At 62.2% G+C, this 21,311-nt stretch carries 17 protein-coding genes; 13 read left to right on the plus strand and 4 right to left on the minus strand.

Annotation, left to right across the window (positions count from 1 at the left end; translation table 11 throughout):
- Window positions 1–3 precede the first annotated feature (3 nt).
- Window positions 4–885, minus strand: coding sequence for a non-homologous end joining protein Ku (gene ku, locus G6N78_RS08790; RefSeq protein WP_165217514.1), 882 nt, complete (start codon window positions 883–885; stop codon window positions 4–6).
- A 179-nt stretch (window positions 886–1,064) separates the two neighbouring features.
- On the opposite strand from ku, the gene G6N78_RS08795 reads away from it, so the two are divergent.
- Together G6N78_RS08795 and G6N78_RS08800 are read left to right on the plus strand one after the other, a co-directional pair.
- Window positions 1,065–1,565 carry a sigma-70 family RNA polymerase sigma factor gene (locus G6N78_RS08795; RefSeq protein ID WP_234905919.1) on the plus strand — a complete coding sequence of 167 codons (501 nt, stop codon included), beginning with the start codon at window positions 1,065–1,067 and terminating at the stop codon, window positions 1,563–1,565.
- A gap of 210 nt (window positions 1,566–1,775) precedes the next feature.
- Window positions 1,776–4,121: a glucose/quinate/shikimate family membrane-bound PQQ-dependent dehydrogenase gene (locus G6N78_RS08800; RefSeq protein ID WP_165217518.1), complete on the plus strand. Its 2,346-nt coding sequence runs from the start codon at window positions 1,776–1,778 to the stop codon at window positions 4,119–4,121.
- Between the two features lie 83 nt (window positions 4,122–4,204).
- Here G6N78_RS08800 and G6N78_RS08805 read toward each other — a convergent pair whose 3' ends face one another.
- Window positions 4,205–4,477, minus strand: coding sequence for a BON domain-containing protein (locus G6N78_RS08805; protein WP_165217519.1), 273 nt, complete (start codon window positions 4,475–4,477; stop codon window positions 4,205–4,207).
- Between the two features lie 170 nt (window positions 4,478–4,647).
- Here G6N78_RS08805 and G6N78_RS08810 point away from each other — a divergent pair, with 170 nt between their 5' ends.
- The 7 genes from G6N78_RS08810 (at window position 4,648) to G6N78_RS08840 (ending at window position 13,632) form a co-directional block, all read left to right on the plus strand.
- Window positions 4,648–5,253: a TetR/AcrR family transcriptional regulator gene (locus tag G6N78_RS08810; protein WP_165217521.1), complete on the plus strand. Its 606-nt coding sequence runs from the start codon at window positions 4,648–4,650 to the stop codon at window positions 5,251–5,253.
- 45 nt (window positions 5,254–5,298) lie between these two features.
- Window positions 5,299–6,435: an efflux RND transporter periplasmic adaptor subunit gene (locus G6N78_RS08815; RefSeq protein WP_165217523.1), complete on the plus strand. Its 1,137-nt coding sequence runs from the start codon at window positions 5,299–5,301 to the stop codon at window positions 6,433–6,435.
- Between the two features lie 31 nt (window positions 6,436–6,466).
- Window positions 6,467–9,637, plus strand: coding sequence for an efflux RND transporter permease subunit (locus G6N78_RS08820; RefSeq protein WP_165217525.1), 3,171 nt, complete (start codon window positions 6,467–6,469; stop codon window positions 9,635–9,637).
- A 200-nt stretch (window positions 9,638–9,837) separates the two neighbouring features.
- Window positions 9,838–10,824 carry a thiosulfate ABC transporter substrate-binding protein CysP gene (cysP, locus tag G6N78_RS08825; protein ID WP_165217527.1) on the plus strand — a complete coding sequence of 329 codons (987 nt, stop codon included), beginning with the start codon at window positions 9,838–9,840 and terminating at the stop codon, window positions 10,822–10,824.
- A gap of 75 nt (window positions 10,825–10,899) precedes the next feature.
- Window positions 10,900–11,721 (plus strand): sulfate ABC transporter permease subunit CysT, encoded by an 822-nt coding sequence (cysT, locus tag G6N78_RS08830; protein WP_165217529.1) that lies wholly within the window; start codon window positions 10,900–10,902, stop codon window positions 11,719–11,721.
- 4 nt (window positions 11,722–11,725) lie between these two features.
- Complete coding sequence (gene cysW, locus G6N78_RS08835; protein ID WP_165217530.1) at window positions 11,726–12,613, plus strand: sulfate ABC transporter permease subunit CysW; 888 nt, start codon at window positions 11,726–11,728, stop codon at window positions 12,611–12,613.
- Window positions 12,610–13,632, plus strand: a complete 1,023-nt coding sequence (locus G6N78_RS08840) for a sulfate/molybdate ABC transporter ATP-binding protein (protein WP_165217532.1) — start codon at window positions 12,610–12,612, stop codon at window positions 13,630–13,632. Before cysW ends, G6N78_RS08840 begins: the two co-directional genes overlap by 4 nt.
- Window positions 13,633–13,931: 299 nt before the next feature.
- Here the strand turns inward: G6N78_RS08840 and G6N78_RS08845 are convergent, their stop codons facing one another.
- Together G6N78_RS08845 and G6N78_RS08850 are read right to left on the minus strand one after the other, a co-directional pair.
- Entirely contained in the window at window positions 13,932–15,368 is a 1,437-nt protein-coding gene (locus tag G6N78_RS08845; RefSeq protein ID WP_165217534.1) for an NAD-dependent succinate-semialdehyde dehydrogenase, read from the minus strand.
- A gap of 190 nt (window positions 15,369–15,558) precedes the next feature.
- Window positions 15,559–16,746 (minus strand): acyl-CoA dehydrogenase, encoded by a 1,188-nt coding sequence (locus G6N78_RS08850; protein ID WP_165217535.1) that lies wholly within the window; start codon window positions 16,744–16,746, stop codon window positions 15,559–15,561.
- Between the two features lie 102 nt (window positions 16,747–16,848).
- Between G6N78_RS08850 and G6N78_RS08855 the strand changes: the two genes are divergently transcribed.
- The 4 genes from G6N78_RS08855 (at window position 16,849) to G6N78_RS08870 (ending at window position 21,311) form a co-directional block, all read left to right on the plus strand.
- Window positions 16,849–17,766, plus strand: a complete 918-nt coding sequence (locus tag G6N78_RS08855; protein WP_165217536.1) for a LysR family transcriptional regulator — start codon at window positions 16,849–16,851, stop codon at window positions 17,764–17,766.
- 14 nt (window positions 17,767–17,780) lie between these two features.
- Window positions 17,781–18,470 carry a phosphoribosyltransferase gene (locus G6N78_RS08860; protein WP_165217538.1) on the plus strand — a complete coding sequence of 230 codons (690 nt, stop codon included), beginning with the start codon at window positions 17,781–17,783 and terminating at the stop codon, window positions 18,468–18,470.
- A gap of 91 nt (window positions 18,471–18,561) precedes the next feature.
- The gene (locus tag G6N78_RS08865) at window positions 18,562–19,617 is read left to right on the plus strand and encodes a dipeptidase (RefSeq protein ID WP_165217540.1); all 1,056 of its coding nucleotides are present in this window, start codon (window positions 18,562–18,564) and stop codon (window positions 19,615–19,617) included.
- Between the two features lie 53 nt (window positions 19,618–19,670).
- Window positions 19,671–21,311: an ABC transporter substrate-binding protein gene (locus G6N78_RS08870; protein ID WP_165221532.1), complete on the plus strand. Its 1,641-nt coding sequence runs from the start codon at window positions 19,671–19,673 to the stop codon at window positions 21,309–21,311.

Consider the following 21,311-nt stretch of genomic DNA (forward strand, 5'->3'; position numbering starts at 1 on the left):
GGATCAACTCGCCTTGCGCTCGGTGGTGCCGCTCTTGCGACTGCTTGTCTTTGCTGTCTTCTCTGTCTTGGCCTTCGGTTTTGGCGTCGCCTTCGCCTTGGCTTTCGACTTGCCTGCACCGGCGCTCAGCCGCAGAGCGTCCATCAGGCTGGTGACATTGCTTTCCTTGGGCTTCGGCCTCTTCGGCGGCTTGCGGCCTTCGATCTTTGCCTTCACCACCTCCTGCAGCGCCGTTTCATAGCGGTCATCGAATTTGGTCGGGTCGAAATGGCCGCGCTTGGTATCGATGATATGTTGCGCAAGGTCGAGCATCTCGCCCTCGATCTTCAAGTCGCGGATCGGCGCGAAGATCTCGTCCGGCGTGCGCACCTCGTATTCGTAGTTCAGCGTGCTGGCGATCAGGCCGTCGTCGTGCGGACGGATGAGTAGCGTGCGCAGGCGGCGGAAGAGAACGGTGCGGGCGAGCGCTGCCACATTGCGGGCTTTCAGCCCCTGGCGGATCAGGTCGAAAACGTCGGCTGCGGCATCGTCGGTCGGCGCCAGGTAGTAAGGCCGGTCGAGATAGAGCGTGTTGACGTCACCGCAGGTGATGAAGGTTTCGAGTTCCAGTGTCTTGTCGCTGTCCGGCACCGCCGCCTTGATTTCATCCGGCGTGAGGATCACGTATTCGCCGCCGGCGATCTCATAGCCTTTGACGATATCGTCGCGATCCACCTCCTTGTCGGTGTCGCTGTCCACCATCTGGCGATGCACCCGGTTGCCGGTGCGGCGGTTGATGATGTGGAAACTCATCCGATCGGATGTCGAGGCGGCGGTGAACAGCCCGACCGAGCAGCTCAGTTCGCCAAGTGTCAGGAACCCTCTCCAGTTTGCGCGCGGTGCCATCCGATCTTCCCTCCATCAGAGGCGATTCAACCGGAATGCCGGGTTTTTGTTCCTTATCGGACAGAGGCGTGGAATGGTTGAAGAACAACCCCCGATCGTCCTTTTTAAGCGGAACCAAACGGACAAACGCTGCGTTTGCCACCGACATCCACCCAAGGAATTTGGAGAGGTTTGCAACGGTGCCTGATACACAGTTGAGTGTCGACCCTGCACGCGCAGATATCGTCAAGCTCATCCCCGCCCTTCGCGCCTTCGCCCGAACCTTTTGCCGAAACTCGTCCGACGCGGACGATCTCGTGCAGGAGACGTTGATGAAGGCATTGGCCAATCTCGACAAGTTTGAGCCCGGAACCAAGCTGAAGTCTTGGCTCTTCACCATCATGCGCAACACCTTCTATACCCGCGCGAAGGTTCTCGGGCGGGAGGCGCCGGGGCTGGAGGAATGCGTGTCGGGCGACACGCCGATGGAGGCAACCCAGGAGGTACAGGCGCGGGCCCGGGAGGTGCAGCAGGCACTGACGCGGCTGCCACCCCATTACCGCGAGGTCCTCACGCTCGTGGCGATCCTCGGGGAAAGCTACGAATCCGCCGCCGAAATCTGTGATTGTGCCGTCGGCACCGTCAAGAGCCGGCTCAACCGCGCCCGGCACCAGATCCTTCAGGAGCTTGGCGAGGAGTAACCGGATTGTGCCGGTTCGTGTCCCGGCCAGCGCAAAAATGTTCTCGCCCACAGGGCTCCGAACCGCCCCTTCGGCAGGAGGTTCCCGATTTACGGATGAAACGGCCTGGAACAAAAGCCGGCCTGCACGGTTAACCCGCTGGGTTCAGCCGCAGGCCTTGGCAGTTCCCTTCGCTTCTTTTGCCTGAACGTCCGTTTTAGGGATTCCAATATGTCCGTTACCATCACTGCCATCCTGTTCGCTTTGATCGGGATTGCTTTGGCGGCCGGAGGTGCGCAACTGCTGATGCTCGGCGGCAGCGTATATTACCTCATCACCGGCCTCGCCTTCCTCGTTACCGCCATCCTGCTCTACATGCGCCGGTCGATGGCGCTTCTTTTGTATGCCCTCATCGTCATCGGCTCGCTGCTTTGGGCGGTCTGGGAAGTCGGGCTGGACTGGTGGCAGTTGGGGCCGCGGGGCGGCGTCATCATCGTGCTCGGCATCTGGCTGCTGATGCCCTGGATCCGCAGGCCGCTCGGGTTTCAGAGCCCGAATACCGGTTTCCGCTATGCGGCGAGTGCCGTCCCGTTGGCGGCGGCGGTTGTCATTTCCATCGCTGTCGCCCTGCTATCCATGTTCATCAACACCACCGACATGGAAGGCCGTCTGCCGGAAGAGCAGGTGGCCGCGGCGCCGAACCTCGGCGGCGACGTACCTCCCGGCGAATGGCACCAGTATGGACGCACTCCCTATGGCCAGCGTTATTCGCCGCTGGATCAGGTGAACGTGGAGAACGTGTCCAACCTACAGGAGGTCTGGCGCTATCAGACGGGAGACGTGAAGCTTCCGCAGGATGTCGGCGAGACGACCTATCAGGTCACGCCGCTCAAGGTGGGCAACTCGCTCTATCTCTGCACGCCGCATAACTGGGCGATCGCCGTGGATGCGACGACTGGCAAGCAGCAGTGGAAATATGATCCCAATGTCGGACTGAATCCCGACCGTCAGCACCAGACCTGCCGCGGCGTGACCTATTACGCCGATCCGGCCGCCCAGCCAGGCCAGGCCTGTGCGCAGCGCGTCTACCTGCCGACCTCGGATGCCCGCCTGATTGCGCTCGATGCCACCAATGGCGAAGTCTGCACCAATTTTGCCGATAACGGCGTGCTGCACCTCGAACAGGGCATGCCCTACAATCCGGCAGGCTATTACTACTCCACATCGCCCCCGGTGATTGCCGCCGGCAAGATCATCATCGGCGGTGCCGTCAACGACAACTATTCGATCCACTCGCAATCCGGCGTCATCCGCGCCTTCGACGTCAATTCCGGCCAGCTGATCTGGAACTGGGATTCCGGCAATCCGACGCAGACGGAACCGCTGCCGGAAGGCCAGACCTACACGGCCAATTCGCCGAACAGTTGGTCCGTCTTCAGCGTCGATGAAGAACTGGGTCTCGTCTATATTCCGCTCGGCAACCAGGTGCCCGACCAGCTCGGCATGAACCGCTCGGAAAGCGTCGAGAAATACTCTTCCTCGATCGTCGCGCTCGACATCAATACCGGTGCCGACCGCTGGGTGCGCCAGACGGTTCACCACGATCTGTGGGATATGGACGTGCCGGCCCAGCCGGTTCTGATCGACCTCACCCTGCCGGACGGCGCACAGGTTCCCGCGCTCGTTGGTCCGACGAAGCAGGGCGACATCTATGTGCTGGACCGCCGCAACGGCGAGCCGCTGCGGCCGATCCGCGAGATCCCGGCCCCGGGTGGTGCCATTCCGGAAGACAGGACATCGCCGACCCAGCCGATCACGGCGCTCACCTTCCGTCCGCGGACACTGGAAGGCCGGGACATGTGGGGTGTCAGCATGTTCGACCAGATGGTGTGCCGCATCCGGCTGAAGCAGCTGAAATACGAAGGCCAGTACACACCGCCCTCGCTGCAGGGAACGCTCGTCTATCCCGGCAATTTCGGCACCTTCAACTGGGGTTCCGTCGCAGTTGATCCGGAACGGATGGTAATGTTCGGCATGCCGACCTATCTCGCCTTCACCTCGCAGCTGGTGCCGCGTTCGGAAGTTCCGCCGAAGGGTGCCGACGAGAAGGCCTCCGAACAGGGGTTGAACCGGAACGAGGGTGCACCTTACGCTGTAAAGATGGGTCCCTTCCTCGGGCCGCTGCAGATCCCTTGCCAGGCTCCGCCATGGGGTTACGTGGCAGGCGCCAACCTGCGCACGGGCGAGATTGCCTACAAGCAGAAGAACGGCACGGTCTACGACATGACGCCGCTGCCGCTGCCCTTCAAGCTTGGCGTCCCCGGCATCGGCGGGCCGATGATCACCAAGGGCGGCGTCGTCTTCCTCGGTGCGGCGGTCGATGACTATCTGCGGGCCTACAACCTGACGACCGGCGAACAGCTGTGGGAAGCGCGTCTTCCGGCCGGCGGCCAGGCAACCCCGATGACCTATTCGGTGGAGGACGGTCGCCAGTTCGTGGTCATGGTGGCCGGTGGCCACGGCTCGGTCGGCACGAAGCCCGGCGACTATGTCATTGCCTACGCGCTGCCGCGGTAACGCGTCAGCCGCATCGTGAGACAAGAAAAACCCGGGGAAGGCGGCGCCTTCCCCGGGTTTTGTGTATTGGCTGTTTCGCTGGCTTACGGCTGGCGGGCGCGCAGATCGTTGACGGTGGCTGACACGCCGGGAACGGAAAGGGCCACTTCTTCGGCCCGCACCACCTCTCCGGCCCGCAAAACGGTTCCGCGCAACGTGACCACCGAGCCTTCGGCGATCACGCTCACATCGGTTGCGTCCAGTCCGCCGGCGCTGGCGAGCGCCGAGGCGACGCTGCTCTCCAATGTCGCATCCGGCGGAAATTCCTGCTCCACGACGGGCTCTTCCTCATGAAAACTCTGGGGCTTGAACACCATGGCTTGTCCTCCTGCTGTGGGTGTTTTGTCCAACGCTGAAGGGCACACAAAGGTTCTCGCGATGCCCTGCGGTGCTGGCGTCCACCCGAGGCGATCGGATTGACAGCCCTCTCCGTTGAAGTTATGACTGACGAAATTCAAAATTCGTCAGTCATAACTTGGCAGCTTTCATGAATGATGTGACCACGCAGCCGGCCGACGCCGCCAGACAGGACAATGTCGGGAAGATTCTCGATGCGGCGGAGCGTCTCTTCAAGCATTACGGTTATGCCAAGACCAACGTCGCGGACATCGCCCGTGAGCTGTCGATGTCGTCCGCGAATATCTACCGCTTCTTTTCCTCCAAGGCGGAAATCCACCAGGCGCTCGCACGGCGCATGCTGGGTGCGCAATATGCGGTGGTGAAGGACAATGCTTTCGGTCCGGGGTCTGCTGAAGAGCGGTTGAAGAGCCATCTGATCCTCGTGCACCGGATGACCGTTGAGACCATGCTCGACGAGGAAAAGGTGCATGAAATGGTGTTGGTCGCCATCGATCAGCAGTGGCCGGTGATCGAGGAGCATCTTGGCCGCATGCGGATGCTGGTCGCTCACATCATTGAAGATGGCATCCGGGCTGGCGAGTTTCGTGCGCAGGATCCGGTCCTGGCAGCGGAATGCTTTCTCTGTTGCGGCGTGACCCTGTGCCACCCGCAACTGGTGGCCAAGAAGATTTCTCACGATGAAATCGTGACGCCGGACTCGTTGGCGGACTTCGTGATCAGGGCATTGAAATAGTCATCATCGGCCCTGTAGGCCATCGTTTCGGGAAGGAAGCCGCTTATGTCGGTAAAGGGGTTTGCGAACTGGAAGAGCCTTGCGCTCAGTCTTGCCCTCTTGGGGCTTGCCGGCTGCAATCAGGAAAAGACGGAAGCACCGGAGGTGGTCCGTCCGGTCAAGGTGGTCGAGGTCACGAAGCCAGACGAAGGGCGGGTCCTGCAATATTCAGGCTCCATCCGCGCCCGCACCGAAATTGCCATGGGCTTCCGCGTCGATGGCAAGGTCACCAAGCGGCTCGTCGATGTGGGCCAGCGCGTGAAGCCGGGCGATGTTCTCGCCAGGCTCGACCCTATTGATTACGAACTTTCGGTCCAGCAGGCGCAGGCACAGCTCGCTTCGGCGGAAAAGCAGGTGGAGATTTCCAGGCTCGCGCTCAACCGCGCGCAGATCCTGCAGGAAAAAAGCATCACCTCGCAATCGACACTGGAGCAGAGCCAGCTTTCGTATGATCAGGCCGTCGCCTCCCGCGATGCGGCGAAATCCTCTCTCGAACAGGCTCAGAATCGCGTCGCGTATACGGTGCTGACCTCCGATGTCGATGGCATCGTCACGGCTACGAGCGCGGAAGCTGGTCAGGTGGTTGCGGCCGGCGCCTCCGTCGTCACCGTTGCCCAGGACGGTGCCAAGGAGGTGGCGATTGCGGTGCCGGAGACCGATATCGGCGAGTTCCGCGTCGGCAAGACCGTACAGGCCGGGTTCTGGTCTCACTCCAGCCTCGCGCTTCAGGGCAAGGTCCGGGAAATCGCCGGCAGCGCCGACAGCCAGTCACGCACCTTCGCGGTGCGGATCAGCCTGCCCGATGATCCGAGCGTGCTTCTGGGGATGACGGCCAGCATTTCCGTTAAAACAGACGACGCGAAACCGGCGTTCGTATTGCCTATCGCCGCGCTGTCCCGCCAGGGGGACCAGTCGGTGGTGTGGCTGGTGGACCGCCAGACGGAAACGGTGAAGCCACATCCTGTGACCGTTGCCGGCTTTACGGGCGAGGGTGTTCGCGTCACGACAGGAATTTCCACGGGCGACCTGGTGGTTGCCGCCGGCACGCAGTTCATGCGCGAAGACATGAAGGTGCGCCTCTACGAGGGCGACATGCGCAGTGCGCAGGAGCCTCAGGCTCCCGTCTCCTTGACGCAGTCCTGACCCTCGTCGTCCAGCACAGGAAACCGCCGCCATGAGTTCTTCTGACAAGACGGGTTCTTCCGACAAGACGGACCCAAAGAAACAGTCCTTCAACCTTTCCCGCTGGGCGATTGCGCATCCCAGCATCGGTCGTTTCCTGTTCGGGCTGATCATCATCATCGGTGGTCTCGGCATCATGAACATGGGCCAGAAGGAAGATCCTGATTTCACCTTTCGCGTGATGGTGGTGCAGGCCGTCTGGCCGGGCGCCTCCATCGAGGAAATGCAGGACCAGGTCGTCAACAAGATCGAGCGAAAGCTGCAGGAAACCCCGCATCTCGACTGGGTGAAGTCCTATACGCGCGCCGGCGCCTCGATCACGACGATCCAGATCAAGGGCGATACGAACGCTGCCGAGGTGAAGGATGCCTTCTACCAGGTGCGCAAGAAGATCGGCGACATCGAGCAGGACCTGCCGAGCGATCTGCTCGGACCCTATTTCAATGACGAATTCGGCGATACCTACATCACGCTCCACGCCATCACCGGCGACGGGTATTCCTATCCGGAGTTGAAGGATTTCGCCATCAAGGCGCGCGACATGCTGCTCGCCACCAAGGGGGTCGAGAAGGTCTCCATCCTGGGCGACCAGCCGGAACGCATCTACATCGACATCTCCTCCAAGGCACTGGCCGAGCGGAAGCTGACGCTGAACGACATTCGCGACGCGCTCACCGGTCAGAACGAGATCGATCCCGCCGGCAGCGTCCATACCGCGACGCGCTCCGTGCGCATCTCGGTCGAGGGCGGCGTGCGCACGCCGGAAGATGTGCGCGAACTGCGCATCCGCAGCGGCAACCAGGTGTTTCGTCTCGGCGATATTGCCACCGTTTCGCGCGGGCTGATCGAGCCCTACGACCGGAAATTCCGCTTCAACGGCAAGGACGCCGTCGAAGTCGGCGTCGTCATGCAGAACGGCTACAAGGTCACCGATGTTGGCACCTGGGTCGAGGAGACCTATCAGCGCTTCGAAAACGCGCTGCCGGTCGGCGTCTCGGTCGAGCAGATCGCCAACCAGCCGGAAGTGGTGCACGAAGCGATCGGCGAGTTCACGCAGGCGCTCTTGGAAGCGCTCGTCATCGTGCTGGTCGTCTCGTTGCTGTCGATCGGCTGGCGGTCCGGCATCGTGATCGCCATCACCATTCCGCTCGTGCTCGCCGCAACGCTTGCCATCATGTACGAGCTTGGCATTGAATTGCAGCGCATCTCGCTCGGCGCGCTTATCATCGCGCTCGGTCTTTTGGTCGATGACGCGATGATCGTCGTGGAGATGATGGAGCGGAAGCTGGAGGAGGGGCTGGAAAAGCTCGACGCCGCCACCTTCGCCTATTCCTCCACCGCCTTCCCGATGCTGACGGGAACGCTGATCACCACCGCGGGCTTCATTCCCGTCGGTTTTGCGGATTCCACGGCGGGCGAATATGTGCGTTCGCTCTTCTATGTCGTGGGTATCGCGCTGGTCACATCCTGGTTCGTGGCGGTCTACTTCACGCCCTGGCTTGGCTACATGATCCTGAAGCAGCGGGCGCATGCCGGCACGCATCACGATGTCTATGACACCCGCTTCTATCGTGGCCTGAGAGGGACCGTCGCCTGGTGCGTCCGTCACCGGCTCGTCGTGTTGATGGCGACCCTGCTCACCTTTGGCACCAGCCTCTGGGCCTTCCAGTTCATTCCGCAGAGCTTCTTCCCGCAGTCCTCACGCCCGGAAATCCTGGTCGACATGTGGTTGCCGGAGGGTACTGCGATCGAAGAGGTGGAACGCCAGGCGAAGGCGCTGGAAACCCGGATCATGGATGATCCCGACAAGAAGTTCGTCGCCACCTTCATTGGTGAAGGTGCGCCGCGCTTCTTCCTGCCGCTCGACCAGCAGCTGCGCAATCCGAACTTTGCCCAGCTCCTGGTGATGTCGAACGGGCTCGAAGAGCGCGAGCGGATGATCGTCAAGCTGCGGAAGATCCTGGCGGAAGACTTCCCCACGGTCCGCAGCAAGGTGGATCGCCTGTTCCTCGGCCCGCCCGTCGGCTGGGCCGTGCAGATGCGCGTGACCGGTCCGGATCGTGCCGAAGTTCAGAAGATCGCCGATCAGGTGAAGCAGCGTTTCCATGAAAACCCGCTGCTTGGCACGATCCACGACGACTGGCTGGAGCCGGTGACGGTGATGAAGCTGGTCATCGACCAGGACCGCGCCCGGGCGCTGGGTGTCTCCTCGCAGCGTGTCCGCCAGATGCTCTACGCGGCCGTCACCGGTGCCGAGCTTGGCCAGTTCCGCGACGGGGAGGAAACCGTGTCGATCGTCGCCCGTGAGCCGGATCAGACCCGCAAGCTCCTGACGGCGGTGGAAAGCGTCTATATTCCGACCGATAGCGGCGCCTTCGTGCCGGTCTCGCAGATCGCCCGCGTGGTGCCGGTGCAGGAAAACGGGATCGAATGGCGGCGCGACCGCCTGCCGACCGTCACCGTGAAGGCCACCGTGCCGGATGGCATCGAGCCGAACGATCTGGCGATGAAGATGTACCAGGGCATGGCGGATCTGCGCAGCAGCCTGCCGGTCGGCTACAAGGTCGAGATCCAGGGCGGCGCGGAAGATGCTGCCGAGAGCCAGATGTCGATTGCCGCCAAGGCACCGGTCATGCTCTTCGTCATCCTGGTCCTGCTGATGATCCAGCTGCAGCATTTCGGCAAGGCGATGCTGGTGCTCGCCACCGGTCCGCTCGGCATCATCGGGGCGGCGGCAGCGCTGCTGATCACCGGTGCGCCCTTCGGCTTCGTTGCCATCCTCGGCGTGATTGCACTGCTCGGCATCATCATCCGCAACTCGATCATCCTGGTGGACCAGATCGATCAGGATATCGCGACCGGCATGGCGCGGCGGGAGGCGATCGTCGGCGCTGCCGTGCGGCGCTTCCGGCCGATCATGCTGACGGCGCTGGTGGCGGTTCTGGCGCTGATCCCGATCTCGCGCGGGCTGTTCTGGGGGCCGCTCGCCTATGCCATGATGGGCGGCATCCTGGTGGCCACGCTGCTCACCATCCTCGTGCTGCCGGCCGGTTATGCGCTCTTCTTCGGTCGCGAACCGAAAGGTGCCAAGCAGTCCTCCGGAGACAATGACGACCGGCCGCATGAGCAGCCGCCGGTCGGGATGAACCCGGCGGCGGAATGAGCTTGAGCCGGTGGCGGCGCACCCCTGCCGCCTCCCGCTCGGTGCGATGCCCATTCCAGTTACTTGGAATGGGCATCGCCGTTCTCTTGCGGAATGAGTGGAAATTTCCCATTCGGCCATTTGTGGCAGGTTTGTGGTTCCTCGCCTCACGCCGGCGCGGGCACTAGACTCCGGTCAAATGAACTCGACCGGAGAATTCCATGAACCGCTTCCTGATCCTCGGCACCGCGCTTGCGGCCCTCATCACCGGGCCCGCCTTTGCGCAGGAGCCGAACAAGCTGTTGAACGCCTCCTATGATATTGCGCGCGAACTCTTCGCTGCGGAAAACGAAGCCTTCATCAAGGTCCATCCGGGTGTCACCATCGATCAGTCGCATGCCGGCACGTCGAAGCAGGCCCGTGCCATCGTCGAGGGTCTGGAGGCGGACGTTGTCACCTTCAACCAGGTGACGGATATCGACTTCCTGGTGAAGCAGGGTTTCGTGTCGAAGGACTGGCAGAAGGATTTCCCCAACAGCGCGTCGCCCTTCTATTCCTTCCCGTCCTTTCTGGTGCGTGCGGGCAACCCGAAGAACATCAAGGACTGGAACGATCTCGTTCGTGACGATGTGAAGGTGGTCTTCCCGAACCCGAAGACCTCGGGCAATGCCCGCTACACCTATCTGGCGGCCACCGCCTATGCCCGCGAAGCCTTTGGCGGCGACGAGGAGAAGGTCGAGGCCTTCGTGAAGAAGATTTTTGACAACGTGCCCGTCTTCGACACCGGCGGCCGCGCGGCAACCACGACCTTCGTCGAGCGCCAGATCGGCGACGTGCTGATCACCTTCGAGGCGGAGACCCGCGGGATTGCCAAGCAGTATGGCGCCGACAAGGTGGAGAGCGTCATCCCGTCCGTTTCGCTGCTTGCCGAATTCCCGGTCGCCGTGGTCGACAAGGTTGCCAAGAAGCACGGCACGGAGACGCTCGCCAAGACCTATCTCGATTTCCTCTATTCGGAAGAGGGTCAGCGCGTTGCCGCCCAGTTCGGCCACCGCGTGCATGACGAGAAGGTCAAGGCCGAGTTTTCCAAGGAGTTCCCGGAGATCCGCCTCGTGAAGGTGGATGACGTCTTCGGTGGCTGGGACAAGGTGCAGAAGGAGCATTTTGCTTCGGGTGCCGCGCTCGACAAGCTGTATGGCAGCCGCTAATCGCCACTCCCATGAATGGATTGCAGCCCGGCGGTTGAACGCCGGGCTTCTATGTTGAAGGCGGGAACAGCATCCGTGAAACGCAATGTCCTTCCCGGGCTGCGCCTGTCGCTCGGGGTCACTCTCTTCTATGTCGGCCTGATCGTGCTTTTGCCGCTCGCGGCACTTGCCGTGAAGGCCGCCAGCCTTGGTCCCTCCGAATACTGGGCGATCGTATCGTCGCCGCGTTCCGTGGCGAGCTATAAGGTCACGGTGCTGGCCGCCCTTGGCGCCACCATTTTCAACCTTTTGTTCGGCCTGGCGCTCGCCTGGGTGCTGACGCGCTACCGGTTTCCCGGCCGCCGGCTGGTGGATGCCATGGTGGACCTGCCCTTTGCCCTGCCAACGGCGGTTGCCGGCATTTCGTTGACGGCGCTTTTCTCCGCCAATGGCTGGTTCGGCTCTGTGCTGGCGCATCTCGGCATCACGGTCGCCTACACGCCGCTCGGCATCATGATTGCCATGTGCTTCACCAGCCTGCCCTTCATCGTGCGCACGGTGCAGCCGGTGCTGGAGGATCTCGATCCGGCGCTGGAAGAGGCGGCGCAATCGCTCGGCGGTTCGGACTGGACGATCTTCCGCAAGGTCATCCTGCCCCTGCTGACCCCGGCTTTGCTGGCCGGCACGTCGCTATCCTTTGCCCGCTCGCTCGGCGAGTTCGGCGCCATCATTTTCATTGCCGGCAACCAGCCGATGTCGACGGAAATCACCGCACTCCTGATCTTCATCCGGCTGGAGGAATATGACTACCAGGCGGCGGCGGCGATTGCCTCTGTGCTGTTGATCACCGCCTTCGTGATGCTCGCCATCACCAACTGGATGCAGGCGCGGGCGCTGCGCTATACGGTGAAGGGATAAGCCCATGATTGATACCCACCACCGCCGCAAGCCGCCGCGCGTCGGCGATCAACCACTCTTCCGCCGCACGCTGATCGGCATCGTCCTGATCCTCGGCGCGCTGCTGATCCTCGCGCCGCTCGTCATCATCGGCGTCGAAGCCTTTTCCAAGGGCTGGCAGACCTATATCGCGACACTCGATCATCCCGATACGCGCCATGCGATCATGATGACGGTACTGACGGCGCTGATTGCGGTGCCGATCAACACCGCCTTCGGCATCGCCGCGGCCTGGTCGATCACCAAGTTCGATTTCATCGGCAAACGCCTGCTTCTGGTGCTGATCGAAATCCCCTTTTCGGTGTCGCCGATCGTCGCCGGCGTTGCCTATCTCTTCGTCTACGGCCTGCAGGGCCTGTTCGGCGACTTTTTCGATGCGCATGACATCAAGATCCTGTTCGCCCTGCCGGGCATCGTTCTGGCCTCGATGTTCGTGACCGCCCCCTTCGTGGCGCGCGAGCTCATCCCGCTGATGCAGGCGCAGGGGCGGGATCTGGAGGAGGCGGCCACCTCGCTTGGCGCCTCCGGCTGGCGCACCTTCCTCGCGGTCACGCTGCCGAACGTGAAGTGGGCGCTGCTTTATGGCGTCGTTCTCTGCAATGCGCGCGTGATGGGCGAGTTCGGCGCCGTCTCGATCGTGTCGGGCAATATTCGCGGCCAGACCAATACGCTGCCGCTGCATATCGAACTTCTCTACCATGATTATCAGGCCGCTGGCGCCTTTGCCTCCGCCTCCATTCTGGCGCTGCTCGCCGTCGTCACCATCATTGCCAAGGTGGCGCTGGAGCGCCGCGGCGCCGGCCGCCGTAAGGCCCTCGGCACTGACGCCGTCCCTCAAGGAAACCGTCCATGAAGATCCGCCTCGACAATGTCATCAAGACCTTCGACACCTTCCGCGCCGTGCACGGTGTGTCGCTGGAGATCGAAAGCGGCGAGCTGGTGGCGCTTCTCGGTCCGTCCGGGTCCGGCAAGACGACGATCCTGCGCATGGTCGCCGGTCTCGAATATGCCGATGGCGGGCACATCTATTTCGGCGAGCAGGATGCGACGGACATTCCGGTGCGCGACCGCGGCGTCGGCTTCGTCTTCCAGCACTATGCGCTCTTTCCGCACATGACGGTGGCGGAGAACATCGGCTTCGGCATGAGCGTGTCGAAGGTGAAGCGCAGCAAAGCGGAGATTTTCGAGCGGGTCACACAGCTTTTGAAGCTGGTGCGCCTGGAAGGGCTCGGCGACCGTTTCCCCGGCCAGATCTCCGGCGGCCAGCGGCAGCGCGTGGCGCTCGCCCGTGCGCTCGCCGTCGATCCCAAGGTGCTGCTGCTCGATGAACCCTTCGGCGCGCTCGACGCCAATGTGCGCCACGACCTGCGCCGCTGGTTGCGCGAGATCCACCAGGAACTCGGCATCACCACGATCTTCGTCACCCATGACCAGGAGGAGGCGCTCGATCTTGCCGATCGCGTCGTCATCCTGAAGGAGGGCAAGATCGTCCAGCAGGGGACGCCGCAGGCGGTCTGCCGCGACCCGAAGGATGCCTTCGTGTTGAAGTTCCTCGGCGATGCCAACCGCCTGGCGGGCGAGGTCAAGGGAGGCCGGGCGATCGCCGGCGGTGCCGAGGTCGAGGCTCCAGGCGTGGCCGATGGTCCGGCGGAAATCTTCGCCCGCCCGCGCGATCTCGATTGGTCGCTGCAGGGGCCGGGCGTGTCGGCCACCGTCACGCGGGTGCTGGATCGTCCGGGCGAGCGACGCGTGATCGCCTCTGCTGCCAGTGGCGAGGTGCTGGAATTTGATGTGGAACCCGAGCGGGAGATTGTTGCCGGCGAGGCAGGGTTCGTGACACTGCGCCGGGCCAAGGTGTTTGCGCTGGGGTGAGGGTTGCGGGAAGCCCCTCACCCTAACCCTCTCCCCGCCAAACGGGGAGAGGGGACGTGCTCTCTTGATGCGCTGCCATTTGCCGCAGCGCCACGGGTGTTAGCTTGAGGCGAAGAATCGTCCTGCCGAGGCGGCGTCCACCCTCCATGCTCCACGCTTCCTTGTCTCGCAGGCGGTGCGCCAAGCTCGTCCCCTCTCCCCGCCAAGCGGGGAGAGGGTTAGGGTGAGGGGCAAATCCGGGCACGAAAAAAAAGGCGCCGGTTTCCCGACGCCTTTCTTGATGGTCAGACAGCCTGACATCAGTTCATCTGGCTGACGAAGCGGGTTTCGAGATAGGCTTCCACAGCCTCCGAACCGCCTTCGGTGCCGTAGCCCGAATCCTTGATGCCGCCGAACGGTACTTCCGGAATGGCAAGGCCGTTGTGGTTGATCGTCAGCATGCCGGCTTCCAGGCGCTGGCCGAGTGCATGTGCGGTCTTGACCGAACCGGTGAAGGCGTAGGAGGCCAGACCGAACGGCAGGCGGTTGGATTCCTCCAGCGCCTCGTCCAGCGTCGAGAAGCGGTTGACGATGGCGATCGGGCCAAACGGCTCTTCGTTCATCATCTTGGCCGAGGTCGGAACGTCGGTCAGCACGGTCGGCTCGAAGAAATGGCCCTTGTTGCCGATGCGCTTGCCGCCGGTCTTCAAGGTCGCACCCTTCGAAACGGCGTCGTTGATCATGTCTTCCATGGCCGGGATGCGGCGCTCGTTGGCGAGCGGGCCCATGGTGACGTCAGCCTCCAGGCCGTTGCCGACCTTCAGGTTTTCCGCATACTTGACGATGCCGTCGATGAACTGGTCGGCCACGCCGTCCTGGATCAGGAAGCGGGTCGGCGCAACGCAGACCTGGCCGGCATTGCGGAATTTTGCCGCTGCCGAGACTTCGATGGCCTTGTCGAGATCGGCATCATTGAAGACGACGACCGGGGCATGACCGCCGAGTTCCATCGTGGCGCGCTTCATGTGCTTGCCGGCGAGTGCCGCCAGATGCTTGCCGACCGGCGTGGAGCCGGTGAACGAGATCTTGCGGATGACCGGGTGCGGGATCAGGTATTCCGAAATTTCCGCCGGAACGCCGTAGACCAGGTTCACGACGCCTGCCGGAATGCCGGCATCGGCGAAGGCGCGGATCAGTTCCGCCGGGGAGGCAGGCGTTTCTTCCGGTGCCTTGATGATGATCGAGCAGCCGACGGAAACGGCAGCCGAGAGCTTGCGGACGATCTGGTTGATCGGGAAGTTCCACGGGGTAAACGCGGCTACCGGGCCGACCGGGAACTTGATCGCCATGTTGGACACGCCGCCGAAACGGGCCGGGATGATCTGGCCGTAGGTGCGGCGGGCTTCTTCGGCGAACCAGTCGATCGTATCGGCGGCGTTGATGATCTCACCCTTCGACTGGGCAATCGGCTTGCCCTGTTCGCGCGTCATCAGCCAGGCGATGTAATCGATGCGTTCGCGCAGCAAGTCGGCGGCCTTGCGCATGATCTTGGACCGTTCGAAGGCGGACGTGTTGCGCCAGACCTTGAAACCCTTGTCGGCGGCGTCGAGGGCGAGATCGAGATCGGCCTTCTCCGCATGGGCGATCTTGCCGATGATCTCCTGGGTCGCGGGATCTTCAACCGGGATGGTCTTGCCGCTCTGGGCGTTGCGCCATTCGCCAGCGATGAAGAGTTGAACGTCAGGATAGTTGTACATGGGGACCTCGTTTCAGTCGGAAAGATCGCGAGGCGGGCCGTGTCAAGAAGCCCGGGTCGCGGCTTGAAGGTTCGGCCCCTGACGTAGGACACTTGGCGGCGACAATCAACGGCGGGTTTTGAAAAGTATGATTAAATAAATTTGACGGCGGGAGATCCCGCCGTCGCGTGTTTCGGTTTCGGAAATAGGCTCAGAAAAACGCCTGGATGCCGGTCTGGGCACGGCCAAGGATCAGCGCATGCACGTCATGCGTTCCCTCGTAGGTGTTGACCGTTTCCAGGTTCTGGGCGTGGCGCATCACGTGATATTCAATCTGGATGCCGTTGCCGCCGTGCATGTCGCGCGCCTGGCGGGCGATGTCGAGCGCCTTGCCGCAATTGTTGCGCTTCATGATCGAAATCATTTCCGGCGCCATCTTGTGCTCGTCCATCAGGCGGCCGACGCGAAGCGAACCCTGCAGGCCGAGCGCGATCTCGGTCTGCATGTCGGCGAGCTTCTTCTGGTAAAGCTGGGTGCCGGCGAGCGGCTTGCCGAACTGCTTGCGGTCGAGGCCATACTGGCGAGCGCGGAACCAGCAGTCTTCGGCCGCCCCCATCACACCCCAGGAGATGCCGTAGCGGGCGCGGTTGAGGCAACCGAAGGGACCTTTGAGGCCCGACACGTTCGGCAGCAGCGCATCTTCCGACACTTCGACGCCATCCATGACGATCTCGCCGGTGATCGAGGCGCGCAGCGACAGCTTGCCGCCGATCTTCGGGGCGGAGAGGCCCTTCATGCCCTTTTCCAACACGAAACCGCGGATCTCGTTGTTGTGGGCTTCCGACTTTGCCCAGACGACGAAGACATCGGCGATCGGCGCGTTGGAGATCCACATCTTGGAGCCGCGCAGGCGATAACCGCCGTCGATCTTTTCGGCGCGCGTCTTCATGCCGCCCGGATCGGAGCCGGCATCCGGTTCGGTGAGGCCGAAACAGCCGATGAGTTCACCGGACACGAGGCCCGGCAGGTATTTCTGCTTCTGGGCGTCCGAGCCGTAGGCGAAGATCGGGTAGATGACGAGCGAGGACTGCACGCTCATCATCGAGCGGTAGCCGCTATCGATGCGCTCGACCTCGCGGGCAACAAGGCCGTAGGCGACATAGGAGGCGTTGGCCGCGCCGAATTCCTCCGGCAGCGTCACGCCCAGCAGACCGGCCTGGCCCATCAGCGGAAACAGTTCCGGCGCCGTGGTTTCCGAAAGATACGCCTCGTTGACGCGCGGCAGAAGCTCGGCCTTGGCAAAGGCCGCGGCAGCGTCGCGGATCATCCGCTCGTCTTCGGTCAGCTGGTCGTCGAGCAGGAAGGGATCTTCCCAGGAAAAGGCGGCACGGTCGCTCACGTCAAAAATCCTCCATCGGAAAAGCTGGGCGAACTATCGGCGAAGTGTGGGCCAGCGTAAAGCGCCGTTTACTCACGCCGCTATGAGCGGTAGGAATGCGCCATGAGCAATCTGAGCCGCCGTCTTCTTCCCTCCACCAGTGCGCTGGCCGCCTTCGAATCCGTCGCGCGGCTCGGCAGTTTTTCGGCAGCTGCCGACGAGCTGTCGTTGACGCAAGGGGCGATCAGTCGCCAGATTTCCGGGCTGGAAGAACAGCTTGGCCTCATGCTCTTCGATCGCAGCAGCCGTGGCGTGTCGTTGACGGAGCCCGGTCGCGTCTATGCCAAATCGATCGGCGCCGCACTCTCGCAGATAAGGGCCGCCTCGCTGCAGGCCATGACGAAAAAACATGGCGACACCCTGAACCTTGCCATGCTGCCGACCTTCGGCACTCGCTGGCTGCTGCCGCGCATTCCGCGTTTCGTTGCATCACATCCCGAAATCACGCTCAACTTCGCGACCCGCATCGGCACGTTCGATTTCGAGCAGGACGGGCTGGATGTGGCGATCCATATCGGCCAGCCGAACTGGCCGGGCGCCGATTGCACCTTCCTGATGGACGAGATGGTGGCGCCCGTCTGCAGCCCGGCCTTTCTGGCCGAAAACCCGGTGGCAAAGCCACAGGATCTCCTGTCGCTGCCGCTTTTGCACATGGCCTCGCGGCCGGGCGCCTGGGCGCATTTCTTTGAAACCCAGGGTGTCTCCGGCACGCCATCGCCCGGCATGCGGTTCGAGCAGTTCGCGAGCGTCGGCCAGGCGTGCAGCGCCGGTCTCGGCGTGGCGCTGATGCCGCTTTTCCTTATCGAGGCGGAGCTGAAATCCGGCGATCTTGTCCAGGCGCTGCCGCTGCAGGTCAGAAGCCCGAGTTCCTATTATGTCGTGGCGCCCATCACACGGATGGAATTTCGCCCCGTCGCGCTGTTTCGCAGCTGGCTGATCGAAGAGGTTGGCCGGTGGCGGGACGAACCCTATTACGCCTGATGCCGGAGTTTCTGATGCCGCCTGAGATCGAGCCCCATGCGTTCTGGCAGGAGATCCACGCTGCGGGGACGTTTCCCGCAGAGGGACCATTTTCCGGCTTTTATCCGGCCGAACTGGCCGATGGCCGGCAGATCCGCCTGCCGATCCGCCCGCTGCCCGATGGTCAACACGCACTCGCTTCCCTGATCATCAACCAGGCGAGTTTTGCCGTGGTGGAAGCGCTGGCGGAGGATCTTGCCGCCCGCTTGTCTGCCTTTTCTCCGGATGTGGTGGTGGGATTGCCGACGCTCGGGCTGACGCTTGCCGCCGCGGTTGCCCGCCAGCTTGGCCATACGCGTTACGTGCCGCTCGGGACATCCCGCAAATTCTGGTACGAGGACGGCTTGTCCGTGCCGCTCTCCTCCATCACCACGCCGGATCAGGTGAAGCGGCTTTATGTCGATCCGCGCATGCTGCCGCTCCTCAAGAACCAGCGGGTGGCGCTGGTGGACGACGTGATTTCCAGCGGTACGTCCATTCTGGCGGGCCTGTCGCTCCTGCGGTCCATCGATGTCGAGCCAGTCGCCATCGGTGCGGCGATGCTGCAGTCTGATCGGTGGCAGATTGCGCTCGACGGTTGTAATTTGGAGTGGAGAGAGCGGGTTCGTGGCGCTTTTTGCACGCCTAGGCTGACGAAAGACAATGACGGCAACTGGTCTTTGTGATCAGAAAAATTGCAGCTTGCGGTCTGTTTCCGGATCGGCCTAGGATCGCGCTGCAATATGACTCCTGTCGAAAGTTCGGAAAAGCGTCGCAATGGAATTCGTGTTTGATGGCCACAATGATGTGCTGCTTCGTTTGTGGCGCAATATGCGCAATGGTGCAGACCCCGTGGCGGAGTTTGCCAAGGGAACACGAGAAGGCCATATCGATGGTCCCCGCGCCAAGGCTGGCGGTCTCGCCGGCGGCCTTTGTGCCATCTATATTCCGTCCGGGGATCTCATCCTCAAGGAACCCGATGGGAACGGCCATTATGTGACCCCGCTTGCCTCTCCGCTCGAACGGGCGCCCTCTCTCGACATTGCGATTGAAAAACTGGCGCTGGCCCATCGTCTGGACAAGGCCGGCGCCTGGCGCATCTGCCGCTCGACCGCCGAGATCCGCCGCGCGATGGAGGACGGTATCTTTGCCGCCGTCGTGCACATGGAAGGCTGCGAGGCCCTCGACGCCGACCTGGCCGCGCTCGACGTCTTTTATGCCGCCGGACTGCGGTCCCTCGGTCCCGTCTGGAGCCGCAACAATGCGTTCGGCCACGGTGTTCCCTTTGCATATCCGATGTCGCCAGATGCCGGCCCCGGCCTGACGGATCTCGGCTTCGAACTGGTGAAGGCCTGCGACCGTATGGGCATTGCCATCGACCTTGCCCACATCACCGAGCAGGGCTTCTGGGACGTTGCCAAAACCTCGGAAGCGCCGCTGATCGCCAGCCATTCCAACGTGCATGCACTGACGGCCGTTGCCCGCAACCTGACGGACCGGCAGCTCGACGCGATCCGCGAACGCCGCGGCATCGTCGGGTTGAACTACGCGGTGACCATGCTTCGGCCGGATGCGCGCGACGATGCGAATACGAACCTGAACCTGATGGTGCGACACATCGATTACATGGTCGAGCGTATGGGAATCGATTGCGTCGCGCTCGGTTCGGACTTCGATGGCGCCACCGTGCCGCAGGAAATCGCAGACGCAGCCGGCAATCAGAAACTTGTTGCGGCGCTAAAACACGCGGGCTACGCTTCGGATGATCTCGCCAAGCTGTGCCGGGAAAACTGGCTGAGGGTTCTTTCGAAAACCTGGCACGAGCCGCGCTGACCTGCCCACTTTCTACCTGCTCTGAACACAACAAAAACAGGGAACTCATGACCATGATCACCGCGTTCAATCGCAACCTCCGGATTCTGACGACCAGTGCTGCGCTGTCATTGGTCATGCTTTCGGCACCGCACGCCTTTGCCGCGACGCCCGCCGATACGCTGGTGGAAGGTTTTGCCATCGACGACATCATCTCGCTCGATCCGGGCGAGGCTTTCGAACTGTCGACGGCGGAAGTGACCGGAAACACCTACAGCAAGCTGGTCTCCATCGACATCAACGACACGTCGAAGGTCGTCGGCGATCTCGCCGAGAGCTGGACGACGTCGGAGGATGGCCTCACCTATACGTTCAAGCTGAAGAAGGGCCTGAAGTTCGCCTCCGGCAATCCGGTGACGGCAGACGATGTGGCCTTCTCCTTCGAGCGTGCCGTCAAGCTCGACAAGTCGCCGGCCTTCCTGCTGACCCAGTTTGGCCTCAAGGGCGACAACGTGACGGAAAAGGCCAAGGCGACGGCTCCGGACACTTTCGTGCTGACCATCGACAAGCCTTACGCGCCGAGCTTCGTGCTGAACGTTTTGACCGCAACGGTTGCTTCCGTCGTCGACAAGAAGGCGACGATGGAGAAGGCGAAGGCCGTGACGCCGACCGCCGAATACAAGTGGGATACCGATTTCGGCAACGAGTTCCTGAAGACTGGTTATGCCGGGTCCGGCCCGTACAAGATCCTCGGCTGGAAGGCGAATGAAGCGGTAATTCTTGAAGCCAATCCCAACTATTATGGCGAAAAGCCGAAGCTGAAGCGCGTCGTCTACCGCCACATGAAGGAAAGCTCCGGCCAGCGACTGGCTCTGGAAAACGGTGACATCGACGTTGCCCGCAACCTCGAGCCCGGCGATATGGATGCCGTGGCGAAGAAGGACGGTCTGGCAATCACCTCGGCCCCGAAAGGCACGGTCTATTACTTCAGCCTCAACCAGAAGAACCCCAATCTGGCGAAGCCGGAAGTGGTGGAGGCCATCAAGTATCTGGTCGATTACGATGCGATCGGCGCAACCCTGATCAAGGGCATCGGAGAGATCCACCAGACCTTCCTGCCGAAGGGCCAACTCGGTGCGCTCGATGAAAACCCCTACAAGCTGGACGTGGCCAAGGCCAAGGAGCTTCTCGCCAAGGCCGGGCTGAAGGACGGCTTCACCGTCTCGATGGACGTGCGCAACACGCAGCCGGTGACCGGCATTGCCGAAAGCGTGCAGCAGACGCTGGCGCAGGCCGGCATCAAGCTCGAGATCATTCCGGGTGACGGCAAGCAGACGCTGACCAAGTATCGCGCCCGCCAGCACGATATCTATATCGGCCAGTGGGGTTCGGACTATTTCGACCCGAACTCGAACGCGGAAACCTTCACGATCAACTACGACAACTCGGATGCCGGCAAGAACAAGACGCTTGCCTGGCGCAATGCCTGGGATGTGCCGGAGTTGACGAAGGAAACGCAGTCGGCGCTTCTTGAGAAGGACAGCGCCAAGCGCGCCGAGATCTACAAGAGCCTGCAGAAGAAGGTTCTGGAAAGCGGTCCCTTCGTGCTGATCTTCCAGCAGACAGAAGTGGCCGGTTATTCCAAGAAGCTGAAGGGTCTGAAGCTCGGCCCGAGCTTCGACACCAACTTCGTCTACACGATCTCCAAGGATTGA

Origin of the sequence: Allorhizobium pseudoryzae, assembly GCF_011046245.1 — a bacterium.
Classification (GTDB): domain Bacteria; phylum Pseudomonadota; class Alphaproteobacteria; order Rhizobiales; family Rhizobiaceae; genus Neorhizobium; species Neorhizobium pseudoryzae.